Source organism: Allobosea sp. RCC_152_1 (assembly GCF_041360765.1).
GTDB classification, from domain to species: Bacteria; Pseudomonadota; Alphaproteobacteria; order Rhizobiales; family Beijerinckiaceae; genus Allobosea; species Allobosea spartocytisi.
Window position 1 is genome coordinate 1,159,836 of record NZ_JBFUPU010000001.1, and the last position, 23,418, is coordinate 1,183,253.

The window sequence follows — 23,418 nt, forward strand, 5'->3', positions numbered from 1 at the left end:
GTCGTGCCACTAAGGTCAGGCAGCTTTCGATGAGCGTTACCATCCACCCCATGTCGATCGTCGACCCCAAGGCACAGCTTGGGGACGGGGTTAGCATCGGCCCCTTCTGCATGGTCGGCCCGGACGTCGTGCTCGGCGAGGGTGTCGAGCTGGTCAGCCATGTCGTCGTCGCCGGCCGGACCACGATCGGCCCGCGCACGCGCATCTACCCCTTCGCATCGATCGGCCACCCGCCGCAGGATGTGAAATATCGCGGCGAGCCATCGACGCTGACCATCGGCGCGGATTGCCAGATCCGCGAAGGCGTCACGATGAACCCCGGCACCGAGGGCGGCGGCATGGTCACCTCCGTCGGCGACCGCTGCTTCTTCCTGGCCAATTCCCATGTCGGCCATGATTGCCGGCTCGGCAACAACATCATCTTCTCGAACAATGTCATGTGCGCGGGGCACGTGACCATCGGCAACTTCGTCGTCGTCGGTGGCGGCGCGGGCTTGCAGCAGTTCATCCGCGTTGGCGACCATGCTTTCATCGGCGGCGGCGCCGGGGTGCTGAGCGATGTCATTCCCTTCGGCACCATCCGCGACAACCCCGCGCATCTGGCGGGGCTGAACCTGATCGGCCTGAAGCGCCGCGGCTTCACACGGGAGCAGATCCATGAGCTGCGCCGGGCCTATCGTCTGCTGTTTGCGGATGAAGGCACGCTCGCGGAGCGTGTCGAGGATGTCGCAAGCGAATTCGCCGCGCACCCGCTGATCCACGAGATTCTCGATTTCATCAGGGAGGGCGGCGACAAGGCGCTGTGCGTGCCGCGCGACGTCACCGCCGCGGACAGGTGAGCGCCGCGGGAACCGCACGCGGCCCTCTCGTCCTGATCGCGGGTGCAGGCGAGTACCCGCTTCGGCTGGCGCGAATCCTTTCCGATCAGGGCGAGGCTCCCTTCATTGCGGCGCTGGAGGGCGCGGCCGACCCGGCTGCTTTCGGCGATGCCGATGTGCGGAGCTACCGTCTTGGCCAGCTCGGCAGCTTGCTGGGCGAATTGCGTCGACGCGGCGTCAGCGACATCGTCATGCTCGGGAGCCTGCCGCGCCCCAGCTTCGGGGCGCTGCGGCCCGAAGCCTCGACCTTGCAATATCTGCCCTATTTCGCCCGCGCCTTCCGGGGCGGTGACGACCACCTTCTGCGCGGCGTCGTACGTTTCTTCGAGGAGCAGGGCTTCCGCGTCCACGGTCCTGCGGAGATCGCACCGGAGCTGACGGCGCCGCGAGGGCCGCTCGGCCGCAAGCCGGCCACGGCAAAGCAGCAGGCTCTGCTCGAACACGGATTCTCGTTGCTGGCGGCGCTGTCGCCATTCGATATCGGCCAGGCGGCAATCCTCGCCGACCATCGCATCATCGCGGTCGAGGCCGCCGAAGGGACCGACGCGATGATCAAGCGCGTGGCGGATCTCGTCGCGCGGGGACGTCTCAAGATCGGCAAGGGCGACGGTGTTCTCGTGAAGGCTCCGAAGAAGGGGCAGGATCTTCGCGTCGACATGCCGGCCATCGGCCCGGACACGCTTCGCAACATTGCCGAAGCGGGCCTGTCGGGCATCGGTCTCAGGGCGGGCGAGGTGCTGGTCGGTGACCGTGCGGCGCTTGGGCGGCAGGCCGATCAGCTCGGCCTGTTCATCGAGGGCAGCGCCTGATGCGGCCCTTCAAGCTCGCCATCATCGCGGGCGAGGCCTCCGGCGACGCGCTCGCCCTGCGTTTTCTTGCGGCGCTGCGAGAGCGGTTGGGGGATCGCCCCGTCGAATTGCGCGGGGTGGGCGATCACGGCCTGCCGCAAGCCGGGCTGCAGCCGTTCTTTCCGCAGGCCGATATCGCGGTGATGGGCTTTGGCCCGGTGATCGCGCGCCTGCCGCTGCTGCTGCGGCGGATGGAGGATGCCGCGCGGGGAATCGCCGCTTTTCAGCCGGATCTGCTGCTGACCATCGACAGTCCTGATTTCTGTTTGCGGGTGGCGAAGAAAGTTCGCGCGCGCGCTCCTCATATCCCGATTGCGCATTGGGTTTGTCCCAGCGTCTGGGCCTGGCGCTCCGGCAGGGCGCGCCGCATGGCGCCCCATGTCGACCGCATCCTGGCGCTGCTGCCTTTCGAGCCGGCGGCTCTCGCGCGGCTGCACGGTCCTGAAACGATCTATGTCGGCCATCCCTTGATGGAGCGTCTCGCCGAATTTCGGCCGGGCCCGGTCGAGCAGGCCGTGCGGGATGATGCATTGCGGCCGCAGGTGCTGGTCCTGCCCGGCAGCCGGCGTTCCGAAATCCATCATCTGATGCCGGTTTTTGGCGAGGCGGTTGCCCGGATCGCGGCATCTGTTCCCGGCGCGCGCTTTATCCTGCCGGCCGTCGCCCGGCTCCAGCCCATGATTGCGGAGGCGGCGGCGCGCTGGCCGGTCGCGCCGGAGATCGTTATCGGCGAGGCGGGCAAGCTCGCAGTGTTCCGCAATGCCCGCGCGGCCCTGGCCGCTTCCGGTACGGTCACGCTCGAACTGGCGCTGTCCGGCGTCCCGACGGTTGCGGCCTATCGCGGGGCAGGTTGGGAGGCCGTGCTGGCCCGACGGCTGGTCAAGCTGCCGAGCGTGATCCTGCCCAACCTGATCCTCGGGCGGAATGTCGTCCCGGAGTTCATTCAGGACGATGCGACGGCCGAGGCCTTGAGCCGGCATATGCTGGCCGCGCTCATCGAGGGACCCGACCGGCAGGTGCAGCTCGACGGCTTCGCCGAGGTCGAGAACATCATGCGCTCGGCCGGCCCGAGTCCGGCCGCCAACGCCGTCGAAGCGGCGCTGGCACTCGTCGCCTCGCGGCCGCGCCGCGAAGCTTGAGCCTGTAAGCCAGCTTACTCGACGACCGCGCCGGACGCCTTGGCGATCGGCCCCCATTTGGCGAGCTCGGTCTTGACGTGCTCGCCAAGCTGCTCCGGCGTCGAGCCGACGATATCGGCGCTGACATCGTTGAGCCGCTTCTTCACGGTCTCGTCCTTGAGCGCCTGGTTCGCGGCCTGGTTGATCCTCTCGACGATGGGGCGCGGCAGGTTCGCCGGCCCGAAGAGAGCGTTCCAAGTGTAGGTCTCATAGCCGGTGAGGCCGCCCTCAGCGATGGTCGGAACATCCGGGAAGGAGGCGACGCGTTCCCGGGTGGTGACGCCGATCGCCCGCAACTGCCCGTTCCGGATGAATCCGGCGGAGGAGGGCAGGTTGTCGAACATGATCGGCACCGCGCCGGCGACGACGTCGTTCAGCGCCGGGCCGGCGCCGCGATAGGGCACATGGTTCATCTGGACGTTGCCGATCGACTTGAACAATTCGCCGGAGAGATGCAGCGGCGTGCCGACGCCGGAGGAGGCGTATGAATATTTGCCCGGATTGTCCTTCAGCACCTGCAGCACCTCCTTGACCGTCTTGGCCGGGAAGCTCGGGTTCACCACCATCACATTAGGGACGATCGCCAGGAGCGAGATCGGGGTGAAGTCCTTCACGGCGTCGAAGGTGACGGTCTTCAGGATCGCCGGGTTGAGGGCGTGCGTTGAGATCGTGCCGAGCAGCAGCGTATAGCCATCGGGCGCCGCGCGGGCGACGGCGGTGGAGCCGACATTGCCGCCGGCTCCGCTGCGATTCTCGATCACGACGTTCTGGCCGAGCAGTTCGCTCATCTTCTGCCCGACCAGCCGGGCGACGATGTCGGTCGAGCCGCCTGCGGCGAAGGGCACGATCAGCGTGATCGGGCGGGTCGGATACTTGTCCTGCGCGCCGGCCGCGGTGGCCGCGAGTCCGGCGGCGCCGGCACCGACCAGGAACGAGCGGCGGTCGATAAAACTATGGCTGGTCATGAAGCGTCTCCCGAAAAGAGAGACGACTGTAGCGGCCTCGTCCGGAGCGTCATCGCCGCCGGCGATATCAATTATCCGAAACAATAAGGGCGCGGCCAGACGGCCGCGCCCTGTCGTTCTTACGCTGGCATTGCTCTCAGCGGCGGCCGATCGGCGTGTAGTCGCGCTTCGGCGAGCCGGTGTAGAGCTGGCGCGGACGGCCGATCTTCTGGGACGGATCCTCGATCATCTCCTTCCACTGCGCGATCCAGCCGACCGTGCGGGCGACGGCGAAGAGCACCGTGAACATCGAGGTCGGGAAGCCCATCGCCTTCAGCGTGATGCCCGAATAGAAGTCGATGTTCGGATAGAGCTTCTTCTCGATGAAGTACTCGTCCGAAAGCGCGATGCGCTCGAGCTCGATCGCGACGTCGAGCAGCGGATCGTCCTTGATGCCGAGCTCGTTCAGCACCTCATGCGTGGTCTTCTGCATGATCTTGGCGCGCGGATCGTAGTTCTTGTAGACCCGGTGGCCGAAGCCCATCAGGCGGAACGGATCGTTCTTGTCCTTCGCCTTGGCGATGAATTTCGGGATGTTGTCGACCGTCCCGATCTCCTCCAGCATCTTCAGCGCCGCCTCATTGGCGCCGCCATGGGCCGGGCCCCAGAGGCAGGCCGTGCCGGCCGCGATGCAGGCGAAGGGGTTGGCGCCCGACGAGCCGGCAAGACGCACCGTCGAGGTCGAGGCGTTCTGCTCATGGTCGGCGTGCAGGATGAAGATGCGGTCGAGCGCGCGCGACAGCACCGGATTGACCTTGTACTCCTCGGCCGGGACGGCGAAGCACATGCGCAGGAAGTTCGAGGTGTAGTCCAGCGAGTTCAGCGGATACACGAAGGGCTGGCCGACCGTGTACTTATAGGCCATCGCCGCGAGCGTCGGCACCTTCGCGATCATCCGCATCGAGGCGATCATGCGCTGCTGCGGGTCCGAAATATCGGTCGAGTCGTGATAGAAGGCCGACATCGCGCCGATCGAGCCGACCATGACGGCCATCGGGTGCGCGTCGCGGCGGAAGCCCTGGAAGAAGCGGGCCATCTGCTCGTGCACCATGGTGTGGCGCGTGATGCGATAGTCGAAATCGGCCTTCTGCGCGGCGGTCGGCAGTTCCCCGTAGAGCAGCAGATAGCAGGTCTCAAGGAAGTCGCCATGCTCGGCGAGCTGCTCGATCGGATAGCCGCGATAGAGCAGCACGCCCGCATCGCCGTCGATATAGGTGATCTGCGACTCGCAGCTCGCCGTGGAGGTGAAGCCGGGGTCATAGGTGAACATGCCCGTCTGGGCGTAGAGCTTGGCGATGTCGATGACGGCGGGGCCGACCGACCCCTCCTTGATCGCCATGTCGACGGTCTTGTCGCCGACCTTCAGCTGGCTGGTGTTTCCGCTCATCGATACCGATCCTTTCAAGGCTCGCTGCTGTTCGGCCGTGTTTTGCGCGCCCCGTCCGCGGTTCTCCGCGGAAGGTCCTTCATCCGAATAGCCTGACGTGACGAGAGCATGTCAACGGAAGGGGCAAAGGCAATCCATGCGACTGATTTACAAGCAATTTTCGTGCCCTGTGCCGTTGTGCGGCGCAATGCACTTGCGCGTCACTAGACCATTTGCCCCATGCATTCAACCGAGCCGAAAGGCGGTTTGTGCCGCCTCCCAAGCATAGCGATCCGGCTGTCGCGCCAGGCACGCGCAGGCGCCGCCTCAACCCTGGTCGGCCAGCCGCGCCAGCGTCTCCTCGCGGCCCAGAACCGCCATGACGTCGAACAATCCCGGCGACATCGCCCGGCCCGTCAGGGCAGCCCGCAGCGGCTGCGCCGCCTGGCCGAGCTTGAGCCCGTTCTCCTCGGCAAAGGCGCGCACGGCGGCTTCCAGCGACGCCGCCGCCCAGTCGCCGACGGCGGCGAGCTTCCCGGCGATCGCGGGCAGGCGGCCGCGCGCGGCCTCGTCGAGCAGGCTCTTGGCCTTGTCGTCGAGCTGCAGCGGGCGCTGCGCATAGAGATAGAAGGCGCTGTCGAGCAGTTCGATCAGGGTCTTGGCGCGCTCCTTCAGCCCCGGCATGGCGGCCAGGAACTTCGCCTCCAGCTCGGGCGAGAGCGTGGGGCCGAGCCCCCGCGCCGGACCGATCTCGGGCAGGATGACCTTGAGGGCCTCAAGCAGATCACGATCGCTCGACTGGCGCATATAGAGCCCGTTGAGGTTCTCCAGCTTGGCGTAGTCGAAGCGAGCCGGCGAGCGGCCGATCGAGGAGAGGTTGAAGGCGTCGATCATCTCCTGCGTCGAGAAGATCTCCTGATCGCCATGGCTCCAGCCCAGCCGCACGAGATAGTTGCGCAGCGCCGCCGGCAGATAACCCATCGAGCGATAGGCATCGATGCCGAGCGCGCCGTGGCGCTTGGACAGCTTGGCTCCGTCAGGCCCGTGGATCAGAGGGATATGCGACATGCTCGGCACGTCCCAGCCCAGCGCATCGTAGATCTGGGTCTGGCGAGCTGCGTTGGTCAGGTGGTCGTCGCCGCGGATGATGTGGGTCACGCCCATGTCGTGATCGTCGACGACGACCGCGAGCATATAGGTCGGCGTCCCGTCCGAGCGCAGCAGCACGAGGTCGTCGAGATTCTCGTTCTGCCAGACGACGCGGCCCTGCACCTCATCGTTCACCACCGTCTCGCCGGTCTGCGGCGCCTTGAGCCGGATCACCGGCTTCACGCCTTCCGGGGCGGTCGCCGGATCGCGGTCACGCCAGCGCCCGTCATAGCGCAGCGGCTTGCCTTCGGCGCGCGCCTTCTCGCGCATCTCCTCGAGCTCGGCCTGGCTGGCATAGCAATAATAGGCCTTGCCGGCGGCGAGCATCTGCTCGGCCACCTCGCGGTGCCGTGCCGCGCGCTGGAACTGGTAGACCGTCTGTCCGTCCCAATCGAGGCCGAGCCATTCCAGCCCGTCGAGGATCGCGGCGATGGCGGCGTCGGTCGAGCGTTCCCGGTCGGTATCCTCGATTCGCAGCAGCATCTTGCCGCCATGCCGGCGGGCATAGAGCCAGTTGAACAGCGCGGTGCGGGCGCCGCCGATATGCAGGAATCCGGTGGGGGACGGCGCAAAGCGCGTGACGACGGCGTTGCTCATGGAAGGCAGCTCCGACCGGGCGATGAAACCGCCCGGGGCAAGACTTGAGGATGTGGCGCCGGCCTTCACGCCAAAGCGTGCATGACAACCGGCGCGCGCCCTGTAACATGGCTTCGCCGGGCGGTTAAGCGTTCAATGCGCAACCGTAAGGCAGGGGCTGGGAAGGGGGATGGCGCGGCAACCTGCATCGCCGGAGCGCCGGAGCGCGCTGAGGGCCGTCGCCGGCATCCTGCCGGCGCGCCTGCCGCCTGTCGCACTGGGAAGCCTGCCGCTGGCCGAGCGCCTCCAGGCGCTGCGGGACTGGCTGGCTGCGTCGCTGGCGCAGGAGGCCGAGCGCCGCCGCCCGTTCCTCTGGCTGCCCGTGGCGATGGGCTTCGGCATCCTGCTCTATTTCGCCGCCGATCGGGAACCCGCACTCTGGGCGCCGCTCGCGGGCTTCGTCCTGTCCGGCGGCCTCGCTGTCGCACTGCGTCTGCGACCCGCCGCTGCCGCAGTCTGCATCGCCTTCGCCGCGGCCTTCGCCGGCTTCGCGGCAGGCGTCTGGCGCACGGCCGATATCGCCGCGCCGATGCTGGAGCGGCCGCGCATCGGCAAGATCACCGGCTTCGTCGAGAGCGTCGAGGCGCGCGATGCCGGCGCCCGCCTCGTCCTGGTGGTGACGGACATCGCCGGCGTGCCGCCCGAGAGCCGGCCGAAGCGCGTGCGCGTCAACATTCGCAGCGGCACGGTCGCGCCCGGCGACCATATCGCCGGCACCGCGCGGCTCCTGCCACCACCGGGGCCGGCCCGCGCCGGAGGCTATGATTTCGGGCGCGACGCCTTCTTCCGCGGAATCGGCGCCGTCGGCAGCATCGCCGGCAAGATCGCACTCGTCCCGGCGCCGCATCCCCTGCCATGGCGCCTCGCGCTCGACGTGGAGATCGACAAGGCGCGCAACGTCCTGACGCAGCGCATCGCCAGCGTCGGCGGCGGGCAAGGCGGGGCGGTCGCGGCCGCGCTCGTCACCGGCAAGCGCGGCCTCATCACCGAGGCGTCGAACAACGATCTGCGCGCCGCCGGTATCTATCATATCGTCTCGATCTCCGGCCTGCACATGGTGCTTGCAGCCGGGACGATCTTCTGGCTCGTGCGGGCTCTGCTGGCGCTGTCGCAGACGCTGGCGCTCGGCTGGCCGGTGAAGAAGATCGCGGCGATCGCGGCGATGATCGGCGCCACCGCCTATTGCATCTTCTCCGGCAGCGACGTCGCGACGGAACGTTCGCTCATCATGACGCTGGTCATGCTCGGCGCGATCCTCGTCGACCGGGCGGCGCTCAGCATGCGCAATCTCGCGCTCGCCGCGATCATCGTGCTGCTGCGCGAGCCCGAGGCCCTGCTCGGACCGAGCTTCCAGATGTCCTTCGGTGCGGTCGCGGCGCTGGTCGCTTTCGCCGAGCGCTGGGAGAAGCGCGACCGGTCTAAGCCGCCGACGGCCTTGCCCTGGCCCTTGGGCACGCTCTGGACGGCCTCGCTCGGCATCGTGGTGACGACGCTCCTCGCCACGGCCGCGACGGCGCCCTTCGGCGCCTATCATTTCCAGACTTTCAATCCCTTCGGCCTGCTCGGCAATGCGATGGCGCTGCCCTTCGTCTCGCTCTTCGTGATGCCGGCGGCGGTGTTCGGCGTGCTGGCCTACCCCTTCGGTCTGGACTGGCCGGCCTGGGCGCTGATGGGGCTCGCTTCCGACATCGTGCTGAAAGTCGCGCATTGGGTCGCCACCATCGACCATTCGACCATGACGGTGGTGGCCTTCGGCCCGGCCGTGCTGCTCTCCTTTGCCGCCTCGCTGCTCTGGATCACGCTCTGGACCACGGGGCTGCGCTGGCTGGCGGCGCTGCCGCTCATCCTCGGCGTCGCCTTCGCCGCGAGGCCGGAGCGGCCCGAGATCCTGATCGAGCGTGACGGCTCCGGCATCGCCGTGCGCGGCAGCGACGGCCGCCTCGCCATCGCCGGCCGGCCGAGCCGCTTCGTCCTGCAGCAATGGCTCGCTTCCGATGGCGACAGCCGCGCGCCGGACGACGCGACCCTGCGTGCCGGTATCGCCTGCGACGCCAATGCCTGCATCGTCCGAACCGCCGACGGGCGCAGCATCTCCTATGCCCGGGATCGGATCGCCATCATCGAGGATTGCCGCCGCGCCGATCTCGTCGTCACCAACATTCCCTGGAGCGCGCCTTGCGAAGCCAGGCTCGTCGATCGGATGGCGCTGTCGCGGGACGGCGCGACCTCGCTCTACCGCGCCGCCTTCGGCTGGCGCAGCCATTCCTCGGAAAACGCCGTCGCAGACCGGCCCTGGAGCCGCCGCAAGCCTTCCGAATCCGCAGCTCGGCCCAGCGCGCCGGCCCCCGCTGCGACACGGGCCTCTGCTGCTCCGGAGGTCGCGTCGGACGAGACCGAGTTCGCTCAGTAGCGGCGCAGCAGGTTGACCAGCCGGCCCTGGATCTTGACGCGGTCGGGGCCCAGGACGCGTGTCTCATAGGCCGGATTGGCCGCTTCGAGCGCGATCGAGGAGCCACGCCGGCGCAGACGCTTCAGCGTCGCCTCTTCCTCGTCGATCAGCGCGACGATGATGTCGCCGGTGTTTGCCGTGTCCTGCTTGCGGATGATGACGGTGTCGCCGTCGAGGATGCCGGCCTCGACCATCGAATCGCCGCGTACCTCCAGCGCATAATGCTCGCCCGAACCCAGCATGTCGGGCGGCAGCGAAACCGTATGGCTGCGGCTCTGGATCGCCGAGATCGGCGTGCCGGCGGCGATGCGGCCCATCACGGGAATCGCGACCGGGGAGCGTGCATCGTCATCGGCCGGGGCAGGGCGCGGCTTGGCGAGAGAGGGCTGCGAGCCGAGGCCGCCCTGCACGACGGCTGGGTTGAAGCGGCGCGGCTGCGGGCCAGCGAGCCCGTCCGGCATCTTGATGACTTCGAGGGCCCGCGCCCGATTGGGCAGGCGGCGGATGAAGCCGCGCTCCTCAAGCGCCATGATCAGCCGGTGGATGCCCGATTTGGAGCGCAGGTCGAGCGCATCCTTCATCTCGTCGAAGGAGGGGGGCACGCCGCTTTCGCGCAAGCGTTCCTGGATGAAGCGCAGGAGTTCGTGTTGCTTGCGTGTCAGCATGATCCCCGCCGGTGCCCCCGCGATACAGATTCGAAACAAAGCCAGAACACTATAACTGTTCGCCTTGTGTTCCGCAAGCGACTGCTACCGCAGCGGCAGAATGCGGCAGATATCGCCTTTGTGAGCCGGCTCTGCATGCGCCGGTCGGATCGTCAGGGCCTTGGCGCGCGCCAGGGTGCCCAGCATCGAGGAATCCTGCCTGTCGAAGGGCGTCGCCACCCAACCGGCCGGCGTCAGGGCAAGATCGGAGCGAAGATAGTCCTCGCGCTCATCATTAGCCGGCATATCTTTTCCGAGAATCGCCAGAATACTGCGGTCGCGATCGGGGTCGTCCATACCCAGCAGCGCCTCGATCAGCGGCAGCAGGAAGAGATGGCCGCAGACGATCGACGAGACCGGATTGCCGGGCAGCCCGAGCACCACCATGCGGCCAAGCCGGCCGGTCATCATCGGCTTGCCCGGTCGCATCGCGATCTTCCAGAAGCCGAGGCTCATGCCGGCCCGCTTCAGCGCCTCCTGCACGAGGTCGTGCTCGCCGACCGAGGCGCCGCCGAGGGTGATCAGCACGTCGGCCTCCGCGGCACGGGCGGCGGCGATCCGCGCCGCGAGGTCGTCGTGATCGTCGCGGGCGATACCGAGGTCGAGCGCCTCGCCGCCGGCCTTTTCCACCAGCGCCATCAGCGAGAAGGAGTTCGAGGCGACGATCTGGTCCGGCCCGGTCGGCTCGCCCGGCGCCACCAATTCGTCGCCGGTGGCGAGGATGGCGACGCGCGGCTTGCAGCGTACCGGCAATTGCGGATGCCCCATCGCGGCGGCGAGCCCGAGCGCGGCGCTGTCGAGCATGCGCCCGGCCGTCAGCGGCACGTCGCCGTCACGGAAATCGAGCCCGGCCACCCTGACGAACTGGCCCTTATGGGCCGGCACGCGCACCGTGATGGTTTCGCTGCCGACGCCATCGGCATTCTCCTGCATGAGGACGCTGTCGGCGCCCTCCGGCATCGGCGCGCCGGTGAAGATCCGCACAGCCTCGCCCGGACGGACGTCGCCATCGAAACGCCGCCCCGCCGCGGATTCGCCGATGACGCGGAGTTGCTTGCCGGCTTCCATGTCGGCGGCGCGGACGGCATAGCCGTCCATGGCGGAGTTGGCGAAAGGCGGCTGGGTGCGCAGCGCCTTCACATCGGCCGCGAGCACGCGCCAGGCGCAGCGCGCCAGGGGCTGCATCTCGCTGCCCGTCGGCCCCGGAACGCTGTCGAGCAGGGCCTTGAGCGCGACGGGAACCGGGGTGAGAGCCATGTCAGAGCGCCTTGGCGTCGTAATCGCCGGATTGTCCGCCGGATTTGTGCAGCAGGCGGATGCCTTCGATCCGCATCGCCCGGTCGACGGCCTTGACCATGTCGTAGACGGTCAGGCAGGCGACGGAGACGGCGGTCAGCGCCTCCATCTCGACGCCGGTCTGGCCCTTCATCTTGACCTCGGCGCGGACGCGCACGCCGGGCAGGGCCTCGTCCAGTTCGAGATCGACAGCGATCTTGCTCAGCAGCAGCGGGTGGCAGAGCGGGATCAGTTCATGGGTGCGCTTGGCCGCCATGATGCCGGCGAGCCGGGCTGTGCCGAGCACATCGCCTTTCTTGGCGTTGCCGTCGCGCACGATCGCGATGGTTTCAGGCGCCATCACGACGCAGCCTTCGGCGATGGCGATGCGCCCGGTCTCGGCCTTGTCGCCGACATCGACCATATGCGCGGCGCCTTGCGCGTCGAGATGGCTGAGCCGGCTCACGCCGCGTTCTCGCGCGCCTTGCCGGTGAGCAGCAGCGCAGTCGCGGCCGCGACATCGGCCTGCCGCATCAGGCTTTCGCCGACGAGGAAGGTTTCGACGCCGACCTTGCCGAGACGCCGGATGTCGGCGTGGGTGAAGATGCCGCTCTCGCTGATGACGATGCGGTCGGACGGCACGCGCGGCGCCAGCCGCTCGGTCACGGCGAGATCGACGTTGAAGCTGCGCAGGTCGCGGTTGTTGATGCCGAGCAGCCGGCTTTCGAGCTTGAGCGCCCGGTCGAGCTCGGCATCGTCATGGATCTCGACGAGGGCATCCATGCCGAGCTCGCGCGCCGTGTCGTTGAGCACCCGGGCGGTGGCGTCGTCGACGCCGGCCATGATGATCAGGATGCAATCGGCGCCCCAGGCGCGGGCCTCGAAGACCTGATAGGGGTCGTAGAGAAAATCCTTGCGCAGCCCCGGCAGGCCGCAGGCCTCGCGCGCTTGCGTCAGGAATTCCGGCTGGCCCTGGAAGGAGGGCGCGTCGGTCAGCACCGAGATGCAGGCCGCGCCGCCCGCCGCATAGGCGCGTGCCAGCGCCGGCGGATCGAAATCGGCGCGGATCAGCCCCTTGGACGGGCTCGCCTTCTTGATCTCGGCGATGAGCGCCGGCGTCCCGGCTGCAACCTTGGCGGCGAGAGCGTCGGCAAAGCCACGCGGCTTGCCGGCGCCGCGCGCGCGGCGCTCGATCTCCGCTTGTGGGATCGCAGCCTTGGCGGCGGCGATCTCCTGGCGCTTATAGGCTTCGATCTTCGCGAGGATGTCGGTCATGGCCAGCCTCCTCAGCCGTTCGAGACGGCGATGAGCTTCGCGAGCGTCGCCTTGGCCTTGCCGGAATCGAGCGCGGCCGTGGCCTGGGCGAAGCCGTCCTTCAGATCCCCCGCCTTGCCGGCGATGAGCAGTCCCGCCGCCGCATTGAAGGCCGCGATGTCGCGGAAGGCGGTCTTCTCGCCGCCAAGCACGGCATTGAGGGCTGCGGCGTTCTGCTCGGGCGTGCCGCCGCGCAGATCTTCGGGCTTGGCGAGGGCGAGACCGATATCGGCCGGGCTGATAGAGAAGCTCTCGATCTTGCCGTTCTCCAGCGAAACGACGCGGGTCGGACCGGTGGTGGTGATCTCGTCGAGCCCATCCGAGCCGTGCACGGCCCAGACGCGGGTCGAGCCGAGCGTGGCCAGCACCTTGACCATCGGTTCCAGCCAGGTCTCGGAGAAGGCCCCGACGAGCTGGCGCTTGACGCCGGCCGGGTTGGAGAGCGGGCCGAGCAGGTTGAAGATCGTGCGCGTGCCGAGCTCGGTGCGCACCGGCGCGACATGGCGCATCGAGGCGTGATGCGTCGGCGCGAACATGAAGCCGACGCCGGCCTCGCGGATGCAGCGTTCCGTGCCGGCCGGGTCGAGCCCGACCTTGACGCCGAGCGCGGTCAGCACGTCCGCCGCGCCCGAACGTGACGACGCCGCGCGGTTGCCGTGCTTGGCGACAGGCACGCCGCAAGCGGCGGTGATGATCGAGGCCAGCGTCGAGACATTGTAGGAGCCCGACGAATCGCCGCCGGTGCCGACGATGTCGATGGCATCGGCCGGGGCCTTCACCGGCATCATCTTGCCGCGCATGGCGCCGACGGCGCCGGCGATCTCGTCGATCGTCTCGCCGCGCACGCGCAGCGCCATCAGGAAGGCGGCGGATTGCGCGTTCGTCACTTCGCCTGAAAGAATCGTGTCGAAGGCGTCGCGCGCCTCCTCTCGCGAGAGGCTCGCACCGGTGGCGACCTTGGCGATGAAGGGTTTGAAATCGTCCATGGAAACTCTGCGGAAATCAGGCGGATGGGGACAGGGCGGCAGCTTCGTGCTCGCTGCGCCATCGCTGGGCGAGATCGAGGAAGTTCCGCAGGATCGTGGCGCCATGCTCGGAGGCGATGCTCTCCGGATGGAACTGGACGCCGTGGATCGGCAATTCGCGATGCGACAGCGCCATGATCAGCCCGTCATCGGTCTCCGCCTCGATGTCGAAGACCGCGGGGCAGGTTGCCCGGTCGACGACCAGCGAGTGATAGCGCGTCGCCTGCAGCGGGCCGTTGATGCCACGGAACAGGCCGCGCGACCGGTGCTTGATCGCTGAGACCTTGCCGTGCATGGGTAGGGCTGCCCGCACGACATCGCCGCCGAAAGCCTGTCCCATCGCCTGCAGGCCCAGGCAGACGCCGAAGATCGGCTTCACGCCGGCGCCCTCGCGCACGAGATCGAGGCAGATGCCGGCTTCGTTGGGCGTGCAGGGGCCAGGCGAGAGCACGATCGCGTCGTGCTCGCCATTGAGCGCCTCTTCGACCGTGAGCGCGTCGTTACGCCAGACATCGACCTCGGCGCCCAGCCCACCGATCAGGTGGACCAGGTTCCAGGTGAAGCTGTCGTAGTTGTCGATCAACAGAACGCGCATGGCCGGACCTGTGAATGCGGCTTGAGGTCATGCACGTTCGGGGGCGGGGTGGTCAAGTTTTGCGCGGGGCGCGGACGAGGTTCCAAGTCGGCGGGCAAGCTTCCGAGCCCTCATCCTGAGGAGCCATTCCCTTGGGAATGGCGTCTCGCGGCGCTCATCAGGATGAGGGCTCGGCTTTTTGAAGTCAGCTCAGACCGCAGGCGGGTTGAGGCGCGCGAAACCTTCCTGTCGACGATAGGGGGAATAGGGATAGGGCGCAGGGCGCTCGCTGACGGCGTCCAGCCTCGCGACCTGCTCCGGCGTCAGGTTCCAGCCCACGGCGCCGAGATTGTCGCGCAATTGCTGCTCGTTGCGGGCGCCGATGATGACCGAGGACACGGTCGGCCGTTGCAGCAGCCAGTTGAGCGCGATCTGCGGCACGCTCTTGCCGGTTTCCTGCGCGATCGCGTCGAGCACGTCGACGATGGCATAGAGTTGCTCGTCCTCGACTTGCGGCCCGAATGCGGCGGTCTCATGCAGGCGGCTCGAAGCGGGCAGGGGCTGGCCGCGGCGGATCTTGCCGGTGAGTCGGCCCCAGCCGAGCGGGCTCCAGACCAGGGCGCCGACGCCCTGGTCGAGGCCGAGCGGCATCAATTCCCATTCATAGTCGCGCCCGACGAGCGAGTAGTAGACCTGATGCGCGACATAGCGCGGCCAGCCATGACGCTCGGCCGCAGCGAGCGATTTCATCACGTGCCAGCCGGAGAAATTGGAGACGCCGACATAGCGCAGCTTGCCGGCCCGGACGAGTTCGTCGAGCGTCGAGAGGACCTCCTCGACCGGCGTGCCGGCATCGAAGGCATGCAATTGCAGCAGGTCGATGTAATCGGTGCCGAGGCGGCGCAGCGCATCCTCGGTCGCCTTGATCAGCCGGCTGCGCGAGGAGCCGGAATCGTTCGGGCCGTCACCCATCGGCAGCGTGGTCTTGGTCGAGATCAGCACCTTGTCGCGCCGGCCCTTGATGGCCTCGCCGAGCACCTCTTCGGAGGCACCGTTCGAGTAGACATCCGCGGTGTCGAACAGGTTGAGCCCGGCTTCGAGGCAGATATCGACGAGGCGGCGCGCTTCCTGGGCATCGGTATTGCCCCAGGCGCTGAAGAGCGGCCCCTGTCCGCCGAAGGTGCCCGCACCGAAGCTGAGGGCGGGAACCTTCAGTCCCGAATGGCCCAAACGCCGATAGTCCATGGTCAGAATCTCCTGTGAGGCGCAAACATGGAGGCGCCGTGCCGGCGCGATTAGCCCGTCCGGGGGAACATCATTCGTGAGTTGAAGTCATCGATCCCGCACCACGCGGCGGACATCGGAGCGCGGGTCATCCCGGACGCAGCGAAGCGGAGATCCGGGATCCATCGTCGAGCTGGACGCCTTACGATGGATCCCGGGTCAAGCCCGGGATGACCTGGAGGTTTTGTAGAAAAGGTGGTTCAGCCGCGCGCGCTGCGCGGCATGCCGGCGGTGCGCGGCTGCGCCAGTCCCGGCGCGGTTTCGACGCCGAGCGTCGGCAGGGCCAGCGTGCGCTGGCCGCGGAAATCGACATGGCAGACGATCAGGCCGCGTTCCTCGATATAGCCGAGCAGCCGCCGCGCCCGGCTCGGCGAATGGCTGCCATAGACCCGCGCCAGCTCCGCGTCGCTCGGGCAGGTTCCGCCTTCGATCGCCGTGCGTGCGATGAACAGGAACAGCCCCTGCAGGTCCTCCGGCAAGGTGCCGGAAGCTTCCACCGCCGCTTGCCAGCCCTCGCTCGCTGCGATGCTGTCGTTCACGCCGGCGCGCGCCACGGCGAGCTTGCGGCGAAATTCCTCGAGGCTGAGATGGGTCCGGCCGAGCCGCCGCCTCCGGCAGCGCACGGTGAAGTCCTGATACAGCACCGCGACCTGGCGCGAGCGCGCCTCGGGGTCGGCCATCAACTCGCGCAGGATCTCGGCCATGATCGCCTCGCGCTCCGCCGGCTCGAGCTCGATCTCCGGCTCGGGCTCCGGCAGCGGGGCAGGGCGATAGGTCTCGATCTGGCGCAGCACCTCGCTCGGATTCGGGCGCGGGCGTGGAGCCGGGCGGACCGGCCGGGCCATCGGCGGCGGCTCGTCCTCGCCGGGCGTGAAGATCAGCTTGCCGGCATCCTCCGGCGCCTGCTCGGGCAGGGGCATCAGCCCCGGCGCGCTGCCACGGTCGACGGAACTCACCGCGCCGATCCGGATCGGCAGCGGGCGCTTCGACAAAGCGGGGCCGAGCGCGACGAACTGGCCGCGCTCCAGGTCGCGGAACATCTCGGCCTGGCGCCGGTCCATGCCGAGCAGGTCGGCGGCGCGCTGCATGTCGATGTCGAGGAAGGTGCGGCCCATCAGGAAGTTCGAGGCTTCCGCCGCGACGTTCTTGGCGAGCTTGGCGAGGCGCTGGGTCGCGATGACGCCCGCAAGACCGCGCTTGCGGCCCCGGCACATCAGGTTGGTCATGGCGCCCAGTGAGAGCCGGCGCGCCTCGTCGGAGGCCTCGCCCGCCATCACCGGTGCGAAGAGCTGGGCTTCGTCGACCACGATCAGCATCGGGAACCAGAGCGAGCGGTCGACATCGAAGAGCCCGCCGAGGAAGGCGGCGGTGGCGCGCAACTGCTCGTCGGCTTCGAGGTTCTCGAGGTTCAGCACCACCGAGACGCGGTGCTGGCGCACACGCAGCGCGACGCGCTGCAATTCCGCCTCGCCGCATTCGGCATCGACCACGACATGGCCGAACTGGTCGGCGAGCGAGACGAAGTCTCCCTCCGGATCGATGATGGCCTGCTGGACGAGCGGCGCGCTCTGCTCCAGCAGGCGTCGCAGCAGATGCGACTTGCCCGAACCGGAATTGCCCTGGACGAGCAGGCGCGTCGCCAGCAATTCGGCGAGATCGATGAGACCGGGCTCGCCGGTCCGTGTCGTTCCCATCTCGATTGCCGTCGTCATGCCGGTCGTGAATCGCCTTGAATGATGGTGCGCAGAAGCGCGGCCGGCGCTTCTAGCATGGCCTCGTCCCCGCCGGGCGCAGGGCAGGGCTGCATTCCACAGGCAATCGCCGGTGGGGTGAGGTCAGCTCAGCGCGGGCAGCGCAGCTCCCGTTCCTGCCGGACGATGTCGGCGACCGCGCGCCGGTCATTGGCGGAGAGCGGCACGTCCTCGATGGCATCGTACTGGCAGCCGGCATTGCCGAAGGCGTCGATCGCGCGCTGGGTTCGGAAGCAGTAGCCTCGCGCCTTGTAGATCTCGTTGCGCGAAGTCCACAGATCGGCGCAGCGTTCCGACTGGGCCTGGGCCGGGCCGGCGGCCAGCAGGATCGCCAAGACCGATCCAACCACGGCCGATCCGGCCAGTGCGCCGCGGAGCGGCAGGCCCGAAGAAATGCAGCGGCGCATGGCGATATCCTCCTCAGCCGGTTCTCGCGACGTTGTGAAGAAGCCCGGCGCCCGAAACAAGCGGGAAACCGCGACATGACCGTGTCACGGCGACAGGCTCCGCTGGCACAGGCTCGAACCGGGAACCCTGCGGATGCGATTCGGCTATTGCGAGAGGCTGGACGATGGCTTCTGGGCCGAGCCGCTCAACGCCGTGACGAATGCGGCGTTTCTCATCGCCGGTATCGGCGCTCTGTGGCTCTGGCGGCGCCATGGCAGGGGCGAGGCCGCTACGCTCGCGCTGATCCTGCTCGTCCTGACCATCGGCATCGGCTCCTTCCTGTTCCACACCATGCCCGATGGCTGGACGCTGGCGGCCGATGTCGTGCCGATCCAGCTCTTCGCCTTCGGCTATTTCGCTTTTGCCCTGCGCCGCTTCCTCGGCGCTTCCCCGGCCGCGACCGCGGCCGGAACGCTCGCCTTCTTCGGCGTTGCGCTGGCCCTGTCCTGGGCCGGGCGTGCCGTGCTGCCGCCGATCATGGCCGGCTCCGCCGGCTATGCCGCCTTCCTGCTCGGGCTGTTCGGCATCGCCGCCGCATTGCCGCGCCGGCCGGAACTGGGCCGGGTGCGGCGGCTCGTCTCGTTGGCCGGCCTCGCCTTCGCCGTCTCACTGACATTGCGCAGCACGGATGGCGCGCTCTGCGGGGCGCTGCCGATCGGCACGCATTGGCTTTGGCACCTCATGAACGTGCTGGTGCTCTATTGTCTGCTGCGCGCGGCGCTTCCGGGCCGTGAAGCAGTCAGGGGCGCGGAGGCCGGGCCTACATCTCCAAGCAGGTGATCACCTGGACATAGCTCGGCGGCCCGCCGAGCTTCGCCCCCTCGACGCAGGTGTTGCGCTTGGCGACGGGGTATTGCGACCATTTCGCGGTGAGGTCGTTGCGGGCTTTTTCCTCATCCGTGCGGCAGGCGCTGACCGTGCCGCCGACGCTGTTGCTCGACTTGCCGACATCGCGACAGGTCGCCTCGATGTTGAACTTCGGCGGCCCATCGGCGACGGGAACCATCAGGCCGGAGGAGAGCGAAAGCGAAACGAGGCTGACGATGAGCATGGCGAACTCTCCATTGGCGCGCCCGGCCTGATCAACGCGTAGATACGGGCGCTGTTCCGCCTCTGATTCTAACGTCTCGCAACCGTGATGTCCGCCGCCGAGCGGGCATCGATGTCGACGATGGCGAGATCGGGCCTGTCGAGCGCCGGATAGGCGCTTTGGCCGGTCCGTTGCACGAAGACGACGCTGGCCAGCGCATGGTGGCTCGCCAGCCGCGAATGCGCCAGCGCCGGCTCCATCTCGCCGGGCAGGACGAGATGGACATGGCGGCCGCCCTCGATGCAGGCCTGCAGGTCGCCGAGGCTGAACAGGCCGAGCGGTAAAAGCTCGACCCCCGTCAGCATCGCCATGCCCGGCCCGCTGGCCAGCGCCGCGAGGTCGCCCCCGACCAGGGTGGTGACGATGCGCGAGGAGGTGACCGGCTTCAAGAGCCGCGACAGCTCCAGCGCCTTGCCGAGCACGTCGCGCTCGGGCACGACGAGCGGCCCGGCCATCGTCGCCGCATCCACGACCTGGAGCGACGGCCGCTCGGTGATGGTCGGCAGCGGATGCAGCGAGGCATTCGCCATCAGCATGTCGAGCGGTGCGACGCCGTCGGGGATATCGGGGCCGAAGCCGCCGACGAAGCGGGTGCTGAAGGCGCGCATCGCCAGATTCCGCAGCGTCAGCAGGGGGCGCAGCGGACCGACCCGGCTGACGCCGAGCGCCATCACCGCGTCCGATGCCTCGATCAGCCGGAGCAATTCGAGCTCGTTGCCGTGGAGCGGCAGCATCAGGGGCGAAAGACCGGCGCGCAGGCAGGCCAGAATGGAAACGATCGCCTCGGGGCCGAGCGGAGCCAGGATCGCGACACTCGCGCCGGGCTGCCCCTTGTTGATCGAGAGCAGCCTCGCCAGCCGGTCGATGCGCTGGTCGAGCTGCAGGAAGTTGATCGAGGCCGGGTTGACGTCGCTCCAGCCGCGCCGGCCGGGCGGATCGCGCAGGGCCGCCTCGTAGCCGCGCCCGCGGGTCAGCGCCGAAAGCAACGCGTCGAGGTCGAGCCCGTCGAGCAGGGCGGTGGCTTCGTCCTGTTCAGCCCGCATCGACGGTCCTTCAGTTCGCCGCGGGCGGAGCGGCCGGAAGCCGCGCCAGCGTTTCGGTGGACAGGAAATAGGCCGGCTGCCGGCCGCTCAGCACGACGTCGCGTGCAAGGGCGAGCCATGTGTCCGGGAGGTAATAGAGCGGCACCACGTAGAAGCCCGAGATCAGCAGCCGGTCGAGCGTGCGCGCCGCCGCGACGAAATCCTCCCGCTCGCGTGCCTTCAGCAGGCCTTGCAGCGCGGCATCGATGGCCGGCGACTTGACCCCGGCATAGTTGAGCGAGCCCCGGCGCGCGGCATTGGCGGAGCCCCAGCGGCCGATCTGCTCGTTGCCGGGGGAGGCCGAAGCGGGCCAGGTCCACTGGATCATGTCGAAATCGAAGGCGGACAGTCGCCGCCAATACTGCACGTCGTCGATCAGCCGCACCTGCGCGGCGATGCCGAGCCGGCCGAGCGACTGCGCGAAGTTCAGCGCCAGCCGCTCCTGCGGCCGGCTCGTCACCATGATCTCGAAGCTGAAGGGCTCGCCCTTGCCGTTGCGCAGGGCGCCGTCCTGCAGCGTGAAGCCGGCATCCTTGAGCAGGTCGAGCGCCCGGCGCGCCTGCTCTCGGTCACGGCCGGAACCGTCCGTCTCGGAGGGCCGCCAGGTGCCGGTCAGGATGTCCTCGCGCACGGCGCCGGGGAAGGCCGCGAGCAGCGCGGTCTCGCGCGCATCGGCCGGCACGCCCAGCGCCGACAAGTCCGAATCGGAGAAGAAGCTGCCCGCCCGGCGATAGGCGCCGTGGAACAGGTTGCGGTTGACCCATTCGAAGTCGAACAGCAGCCCGAGCGCCTCGCGCACCCGGATATCGGCGAAGATCGGCCGGCGCGTGTTGAAGACCAGGCCGGTCATGCCCTTGGGCGTATCGAAATGCAGGGTCTCGCGGCGGATGCGCCCGTCATGGACGGCCGGGATGTCGTAGCCGGTCATCCAGCGGGTCGGGTCGCCTTCGAGCCGGAGATCGTAGAGCCCCGCCTTGAACGCCTCGAACAGCGCGTTGGAATCGCGATAGAAATCGTAGCGGATCTCGTCCGCGTTGAAGAGGCCGCGCATCACGGGCAGTTCTTCGGCCCAGAAATCCTTGCGCCGCTTCAGCGTCAGCGATTCGCCGGGCCTGACCTCGCTGACGACATAGGGCCCCGAGCCGAGCGCCGGCTTGAAGCTGGTGTCGCCGAAGGTCTCGGCATCGGTGGCGTGTTTCGCGAAGACCGGCATGGCGCCGATCATCAGCGGCAATTCGCGATTGGCGCCGTCGCCGAGCGTGAAGACGACGCGGCGGGGCGAAGGCGCCGACGCACCGGTGACGCCGGACAGGCTGGCGCGGTGATACGGTTTCCCCTTCGTCTTCAGCATCTCGAAGGTGAAGAGCACGTCCTCGGCCGTGACCGGCTTGCCGTCGGAAAAGGTCGCGCGCGGATCGATCTCGAAGGCGAGCATCGTCCTGTCGGGATCGAGCTCGACCTGCGAGGCGAGAAGGCCATAGGCGGTGAAGGGCTCGTCGGCCGAGCGGTAGAGCAGGCTCTGCTGGACGTATTTCGGGACCGCGTCGGGCGCGACGCCGAGCACGATCAGCGGGTTGAGGCTGTCGAAGGTGCCCTGGATGCCCAGAACGATGCGCCCGCCCTTCGGGGCTTTCGGATCGGCATAGGGCAGGTGGCCGAAGCCGGGCGGCAGGGCCGGCGTGCCATGCATCGCGATCGCATGGCTGGCGATGGCTCGGCCTGCGGGAACCGAATCGGCGCGAGCGGGCCTGCCCGACGCGGTGGCGAAGGAGCCCAAGGCAAGCAGCAAACTGAATTCGCGACGCGACGGCATCACGATTAATCGAGGCAAATCCATCGCACGACCTGATTCCCTGCCGAAGAATAGCATGGGGATGGGCTCGTCAGGCAGTTATTCGGGCTGGAATTGGGCGGGCGAACTCGCTAAAGGCGAGGGCGGGTGTCATTCAAACGCCTCAATCGCCCTTGATGTGCACGGCTTGCGGTGGCCGGCGCAACCATGCGATTGGGCCGCCGGCGGTGACGCACGCGGCTTGCGAAGTCGTGATCCCGAATTCGCCTGTGAGGAAAAGCAAGGAATGCCCGCTCCGTTTCGCTTGTCATCGTCTGCCCTGGCGCTCGTGCTCAGCGCGGCCGTGGGCTTTTCGCCCATCGCGGCCTTCGCTCAGGCCCCGGCCCAGCGGCCGGCGCCCGCGCGTCCGGCGGCCCCGGCCCAGCAGCCGGCCGCTCCCGCCCAGCAGCCCGGCGCTGCCGCGCCTGCCGGCCCCACCGTCGTGCAGGTCAAGTCCAATCCGGAGCAGACCAGCTGGACCAAGGTCTGCGGCAAGGACCAGGCCGCCAACAAGGAAATCTGCTACACGACCCGCGACTTCGTCTCGGATCAGGACCAGCCGGTGCTGGCCGTCGCGATCTATGACGTGAAGGGCGATCCGAACAAGATCGTGCGCTTCCTGATGCCGCTCGGCCTCCTGCTCCAGCCGGGCATCCGCTTCGGTGTCGACAGCGCCCAGCCGGTCGGCGGCCGCTATGCGATCTGCTTTCCGAACGGCTGCTTCGCCGAGGCGCAGATCAAGGACGACTTCATCAATTCGATGAAGAAGGGCACCAACCTCAACGTCAGCGTCCAGAACCAGGGCGCCCGCGAGGTGACCTTCCAGATCCCGCTCGCCGATTTCGCCAAGGGCTTCGACGGCGCGCCGATCGACCCGAAGGTGCTCGAGGAGCAGCAGAAGAAGCTTCAGGACGAGGTGGCGAAGCGCCAGGAAGAGCTGCGCCAGCGGCTCGGCGCCGGCGGCGCCAACGCCGCCCCGGGCGCAGCTCCCGGTGCCGCGCCTGCTCCCGGCACTGCCCCGGCGACGCCGCCGAAGCCCTGATCGGGCAACAGGTCGAGAATCGAAAAGGCCGGCCCGAAAGGGTCGGCCTTTTTCTTTTGAGCAAAAACGTCAGCGCGCAGGGGCTTGGGCGCTGGGGCGTCGCCCTCAGTTCAATCCGGTGCGGTCGATCCGGTAGCGCCCCTTGCGGTCGCGGCGGAAGAACTCGCGCGCCCGCGGATGGCGGACCGGCTCGCCGGAATCGTCGACGACGAGATTCTGCTCGGAGACATAGGCGACGTATTCCGTCTCCTCGTTCTCCGCGAAGAGATGGTAGAAGGGCTGGTCCTTCGACGGGCGCATGTTCTCCGGAATCGCCTCCCACCACTCATCGGTGTTGGAGAAGACCGGGTCGACGTCGAAGATGACCCCGCGAAACGGATAGATGCGGTGTTTGACCACTTGCCCGATGCAGAATTTGGCCGAACGCGCTTCCATGACAAACCTACGCTATCCCCGCCGATCCTTTGCCGGCCGGGGTCGTCGCCGCCCTT

The 23,418-nt window shown here is 68.1% G+C and carries 22 protein-coding genes; 6 read left to right on the forward strand and 16 right to left on the reverse strand.

What is annotated here, in order from left to right; translation table 11 throughout:
• Nucleotides 1-29: 29 nt before the first annotated feature.
• From lpxA to lpxB, 3 genes are read left to right on the forward strand one after another with little or no spacing between them, the layout of a single operon-like run.
• On the forward strand, nt 30-839 hold the full coding sequence (gene lpxA / locus AB6806_RS05440; protein WP_038367559.1) for an acyl-ACP--UDP-N-acetylglucosamine O-acyltransferase: 810 nt from the start codon (nt 30-32) through the stop codon (nt 837-839).
• Nucleotides 836-1,687, forward strand: coding sequence for an LpxI family protein (locus AB6806_RS05445; RefSeq protein ID WP_142020854.1), 852 nt, complete (start codon nt 836-838; stop codon nt 1,685-1,687). The genes lpxA and AB6806_RS05445 overlap by 4 nt, the downstream gene beginning before the upstream one ends.
• Nucleotides 1,687-2,865: a lipid-A-disaccharide synthase gene (lpxB, locus tag AB6806_RS05450; RefSeq protein WP_142020855.1), complete on the forward strand. Its 1,179-nt coding sequence runs from the start codon at nt 1,687-1,689 to the stop codon at nt 2,863-2,865. Before AB6806_RS05445 ends, lpxB begins: the two co-directional genes overlap by 1 nt.
• Nucleotides 2,866-2,879: 14 nt before the next feature.
• Here the strand turns inward: lpxB and AB6806_RS05455 are convergent, their stop codons facing one another.
• The 3 genes from AB6806_RS05455 to gltX form a co-directional block, all read right to left on the reverse strand.
• A complete protein-coding gene (locus tag AB6806_RS05455) occupies nt 2,880-3,869 on the reverse strand; it encodes a Bug family tripartite tricarboxylate transporter substrate binding protein (RefSeq protein ID WP_038367554.1) in 990 nt (329 codons plus the stop codon).
• A 136-nt stretch (nt 3,870-4,005) separates the two neighbouring features.
• Nucleotides 4,006-5,295, reverse strand: a complete 1,290-nt coding sequence (gene gltA / locus AB6806_RS05460; RefSeq protein ID WP_038367551.1) for a citrate synthase — start codon at nt 5,293-5,295, stop codon at nt 4,006-4,008.
• Nucleotides 5,296-5,601: 306 nt separating this feature from the next.
• Nucleotides 5,602-7,020: a glutamate--tRNA ligase gene (gltX, locus tag AB6806_RS05465; protein WP_133564149.1), complete on the reverse strand. Its 1,419-nt coding sequence runs from the start codon at nt 7,018-7,020 to the stop codon at nt 5,602-5,604.
• Between the two features lie 169 nt (nt 7,021-7,189).
• On the opposite strand from gltX, the gene AB6806_RS05470 reads away from it, so the two are divergent.
• The gene (locus AB6806_RS05470) at nt 7,190-9,469 is read left to right on the forward strand and encodes a ComEC/Rec2 family competence protein (RefSeq protein ID WP_370954234.1); all 2,280 of its coding nucleotides are present in this window, start codon (nt 7,190-7,192) and stop codon (nt 9,467-9,469) included.
• On the opposite strand, the gene lexA is transcribed toward AB6806_RS05470, so the two are convergent.
• From lexA to AB6806_RS05515, 9 genes are all read right to left on the reverse strand, one after another.
• Nucleotides 9,463-10,173 (reverse strand): transcriptional repressor LexA, encoded by a 711-nt coding sequence (gene lexA / locus AB6806_RS05475; RefSeq protein ID WP_038367545.1) that lies wholly within the window; start codon nt 10,171-10,173, stop codon nt 9,463-9,465. The genes AB6806_RS05470 and lexA overlap by 7 nt on opposite strands.
• 84 nt (nt 10,174-10,257) lie before the next feature.
• The gene (locus AB6806_RS05480) at nt 10,258-11,469 is read right to left on the reverse strand and encodes a molybdopterin molybdotransferase MoeA (RefSeq protein WP_370954235.1); all 1,212 of its coding nucleotides are present in this window, start codon (nt 11,467-11,469) and stop codon (nt 10,258-10,260) included.
• Nucleotide 11,470: 1 nt separating this feature from the next.
• On the reverse strand, nt 11,471-11,953 hold the full coding sequence (moaC, locus tag AB6806_RS05485) for a cyclic pyranopterin monophosphate synthase MoaC (RefSeq protein WP_142020859.1): 483 nt from the start codon (nt 11,951-11,953) through the stop codon (nt 11,471-11,473).
• Complete coding sequence (gene trpC / locus AB6806_RS05490; protein WP_370954236.1) at nt 11,950-12,762, reverse strand: indole-3-glycerol phosphate synthase TrpC; 813 nt, start codon at nt 12,760-12,762, stop codon at nt 11,950-11,952. Before trpC ends, moaC begins: the two co-directional genes overlap by 4 nt.
• An 11-nt stretch (nt 12,763-12,773) precedes the next feature.
• Nucleotides 12,774-13,787, reverse strand: a complete 1,014-nt coding sequence (gene trpD, locus AB6806_RS05495; RefSeq protein ID WP_370954237.1) for an anthranilate phosphoribosyltransferase — start codon at nt 13,785-13,787, stop codon at nt 12,774-12,776.
• Between the two features lie 16 nt (nt 13,788-13,803).
• Nucleotides 13,804-14,421 carry an anthranilate synthase component II gene (locus AB6806_RS05500; RefSeq protein WP_142020862.1) on the reverse strand — a complete coding sequence of 206 codons (618 nt, stop codon included), beginning with the start codon at nt 14,419-14,421 and terminating at the stop codon, nt 13,804-13,806.
• Between the two features lie 189 nt (nt 14,422-14,610).
• Nucleotides 14,611-15,645, reverse strand: a complete 1,035-nt coding sequence (locus AB6806_RS05505; RefSeq protein WP_112762148.1) for an aldo/keto reductase — start codon at nt 15,643-15,645, stop codon at nt 14,611-14,613.
• 239 nt (nt 15,646-15,884) lie between these two features.
• Nucleotides 15,885-17,396 (reverse strand): helicase HerA domain-containing protein, encoded by a 1,512-nt coding sequence (locus AB6806_RS05510; RefSeq protein WP_370954238.1) that lies wholly within the window; start codon nt 17,394-17,396, stop codon nt 15,885-15,887.
• A 128-nt stretch (nt 17,397-17,524) separates the two neighbouring features.
• A complete protein-coding gene (locus AB6806_RS05515) occupies nt 17,525-17,842 on the reverse strand; it encodes a YARHG domain-containing protein (RefSeq protein WP_142020864.1) in 318 nt (105 codons plus the stop codon).
• A 133-nt stretch (nt 17,843-17,975) separates the two neighbouring features.
• Between AB6806_RS05515 and AB6806_RS05520 the strand changes: the two genes are divergently transcribed.
• On the forward strand, nt 17,976-18,662 hold the full coding sequence (locus AB6806_RS05520) for a ceramidase domain-containing protein (RefSeq protein ID WP_142020865.1): 687 nt from the start codon (nt 17,976-17,978) through the stop codon (nt 18,660-18,662).
• Here the strand turns inward: AB6806_RS05520 and AB6806_RS05525 are convergent.
• The 3 genes from AB6806_RS05525 to AB6806_RS05535 form a co-directional block, all read right to left on the reverse strand.
• Nucleotides 18,643-18,933 carry a hypothetical protein gene (locus tag AB6806_RS05525; RefSeq protein WP_142020866.1) on the reverse strand — a complete coding sequence of 97 codons (291 nt, stop codon included), beginning with the start codon at nt 18,931-18,933 and terminating at the stop codon, nt 18,643-18,645. The genes AB6806_RS05520 and AB6806_RS05525 overlap by 20 nt on opposite strands.
• Nucleotides 18,934-19,001: 68 nt before the next feature.
• A complete protein-coding gene (locus AB6806_RS05530) occupies nt 19,002-20,015 on the reverse strand; it encodes an AMP-binding protein (RefSeq protein ID WP_038367529.1) in 1,014 nt (337 codons plus the stop codon).
• A 10-nt stretch (nt 20,016-20,025) separates the two neighbouring features.
• Complete coding sequence (locus AB6806_RS05535) at nt 20,026-21,867, reverse strand: extracellular solute-binding protein (RefSeq protein ID WP_370954239.1); 1,842 nt, start codon at nt 21,865-21,867, stop codon at nt 20,026-20,028.
• Nucleotides 21,868-22,132: 265 nt separating this feature from the next.
• Between AB6806_RS05535 and AB6806_RS05540 the strand changes: the two genes are divergently transcribed.
• Nucleotides 22,133-22,927, forward strand: a complete 795-nt coding sequence (locus AB6806_RS05540; protein ID WP_038367528.1) for an invasion associated locus B family protein — start codon at nt 22,133-22,135, stop codon at nt 22,925-22,927.
• A gap of 105 nt (nt 22,928-23,032) precedes the next feature.
• Here AB6806_RS05540 and hspQ read toward each other — a convergent pair whose 3' ends face one another.
• Nucleotides 23,033-23,362 (reverse strand): heat shock protein HspQ, encoded by a 330-nt coding sequence (gene hspQ, locus AB6806_RS05545; RefSeq protein ID WP_038367525.1) that lies wholly within the window; start codon nt 23,360-23,362, stop codon nt 23,033-23,035.
• Nucleotides 23,363-23,418 lie beyond the last annotated feature (56 nt).

Bases quoted from the DNA above. Each gene is read 5' to 3' on its own strand.
- gltA (WP_038367551.1), bottom strand. From the start codon at position 5,295: ATGAGCGGAAACACCAGCCAGCTGAAGGTCGGCGACAAGACCGTCGAC.
- AB6806_RS05525 (WP_142020866.1), bottom strand. From the start codon at position 18,933: ATGCTCATCGTCAGCCTCGTTTCGCTTTCGCTCTCCTCCGGCCTGATG.
- hspQ (WP_038367525.1), bottom strand. From the start codon at position 23,362: ATGGAAGCGCGTTCGGCCAAATTCTGCATCGGGCAAGTGGTCAAACAC.
- lpxB (WP_142020855.1), top strand. From the start codon at position 1,687: ATGCGGCCCTTCAAGCTCGCCATCATCGCGGGCGAGGCCTCCGGCGAC.
- AB6806_RS05515 (WP_142020864.1), bottom strand. From the start codon at position 17,842: ATGCGCCGCTGCATTTCTTCGGGCCTGCCGCTCCGCGGCGCACTGGCC.
- AB6806_RS05500 (WP_142020862.1), bottom strand. From the start codon at position 14,421: ATGCGCGTTCTGTTGATCGACAACTACGACAGCTTCACCTGGAACCTG.
- AB6806_RS05470 (WP_370954234.1), top strand. From the start codon at position 7,190: ATGGCGCGGCAACCTGCATCGCCGGAGCGCCGGAGCGCGCTGAGGGCC.
- AB6806_RS05530 (WP_038367529.1), bottom strand. From the start codon at position 20,015: ATGCGGGCTGAACAGGACGAAGCCACCGCCCTGCTCGACGGGCTCGAC.
- gltX (WP_133564149.1), bottom strand. From the start codon at position 7,020: ATGAGCAACGCCGTCGTCACGCGCTTTGCGCCGTCCCCCACCGGATTC.
- trpC (WP_370954236.1), bottom strand. From the start codon at position 12,762: ATGACCGACATCCTCGCGAAGATCGAAGCCTATAAGCGCCAGGAGATC.
- AB6806_RS05520 (WP_142020865.1), top strand. From the start codon at position 17,976: ATGCGATTCGGCTATTGCGAGAGGCTGGACGATGGCTTCTGGGCCGAG.
- lexA (WP_038367545.1), bottom strand. From the start codon at position 10,173: ATGCTGACACGCAAGCAACACGAACTCCTGCGCTTCATCCAGGAACGC.
- AB6806_RS05455 (WP_038367554.1), bottom strand. From the start codon at position 3,869: ATGACCAGCCATAGTTTTATCGACCGCCGCTCGTTCCTGGTCGGTGCC.
- AB6806_RS05510 (WP_370954238.1), bottom strand. From the start codon at position 17,396: ATGACGACGGCAATCGAGATGGGAACGACACGGACCGGCGAGCCCGGT.
- trpD (WP_370954237.1), bottom strand. From the start codon at position 13,787: ATGGACGATTTCAAACCCTTCATCGCCAAGGTCGCCACCGGTGCGAGC.
- AB6806_RS05480 (WP_370954235.1), bottom strand. From the start codon at position 11,469: ATGGCTCTCACCCCGGTTCCCGTCGCGCTCAAGGCCCTGCTCGACAGC.
- lpxA (WP_038367559.1), top strand. From the start codon at position 30: ATGAGCGTTACCATCCACCCCATGTCGATCGTCGACCCCAAGGCACAG.
- AB6806_RS05505 (WP_112762148.1), bottom strand. From the start codon at position 15,645: ATGGACTATCGGCGTTTGGGCCATTCGGGACTGAAGGTTCCCGCCCTC.
- AB6806_RS05540 (WP_038367528.1), top strand. From the start codon at position 22,133: ATGCCCGCTCCGTTTCGCTTGTCATCGTCTGCCCTGGCGCTCGTGCTC.
- AB6806_RS05535 (WP_370954239.1), bottom strand. From the start codon at position 21,867: ATGCCGTCGCGTCGCGAATTCAGTTTGCTGCTTGCCTTGGGCTCCTTC.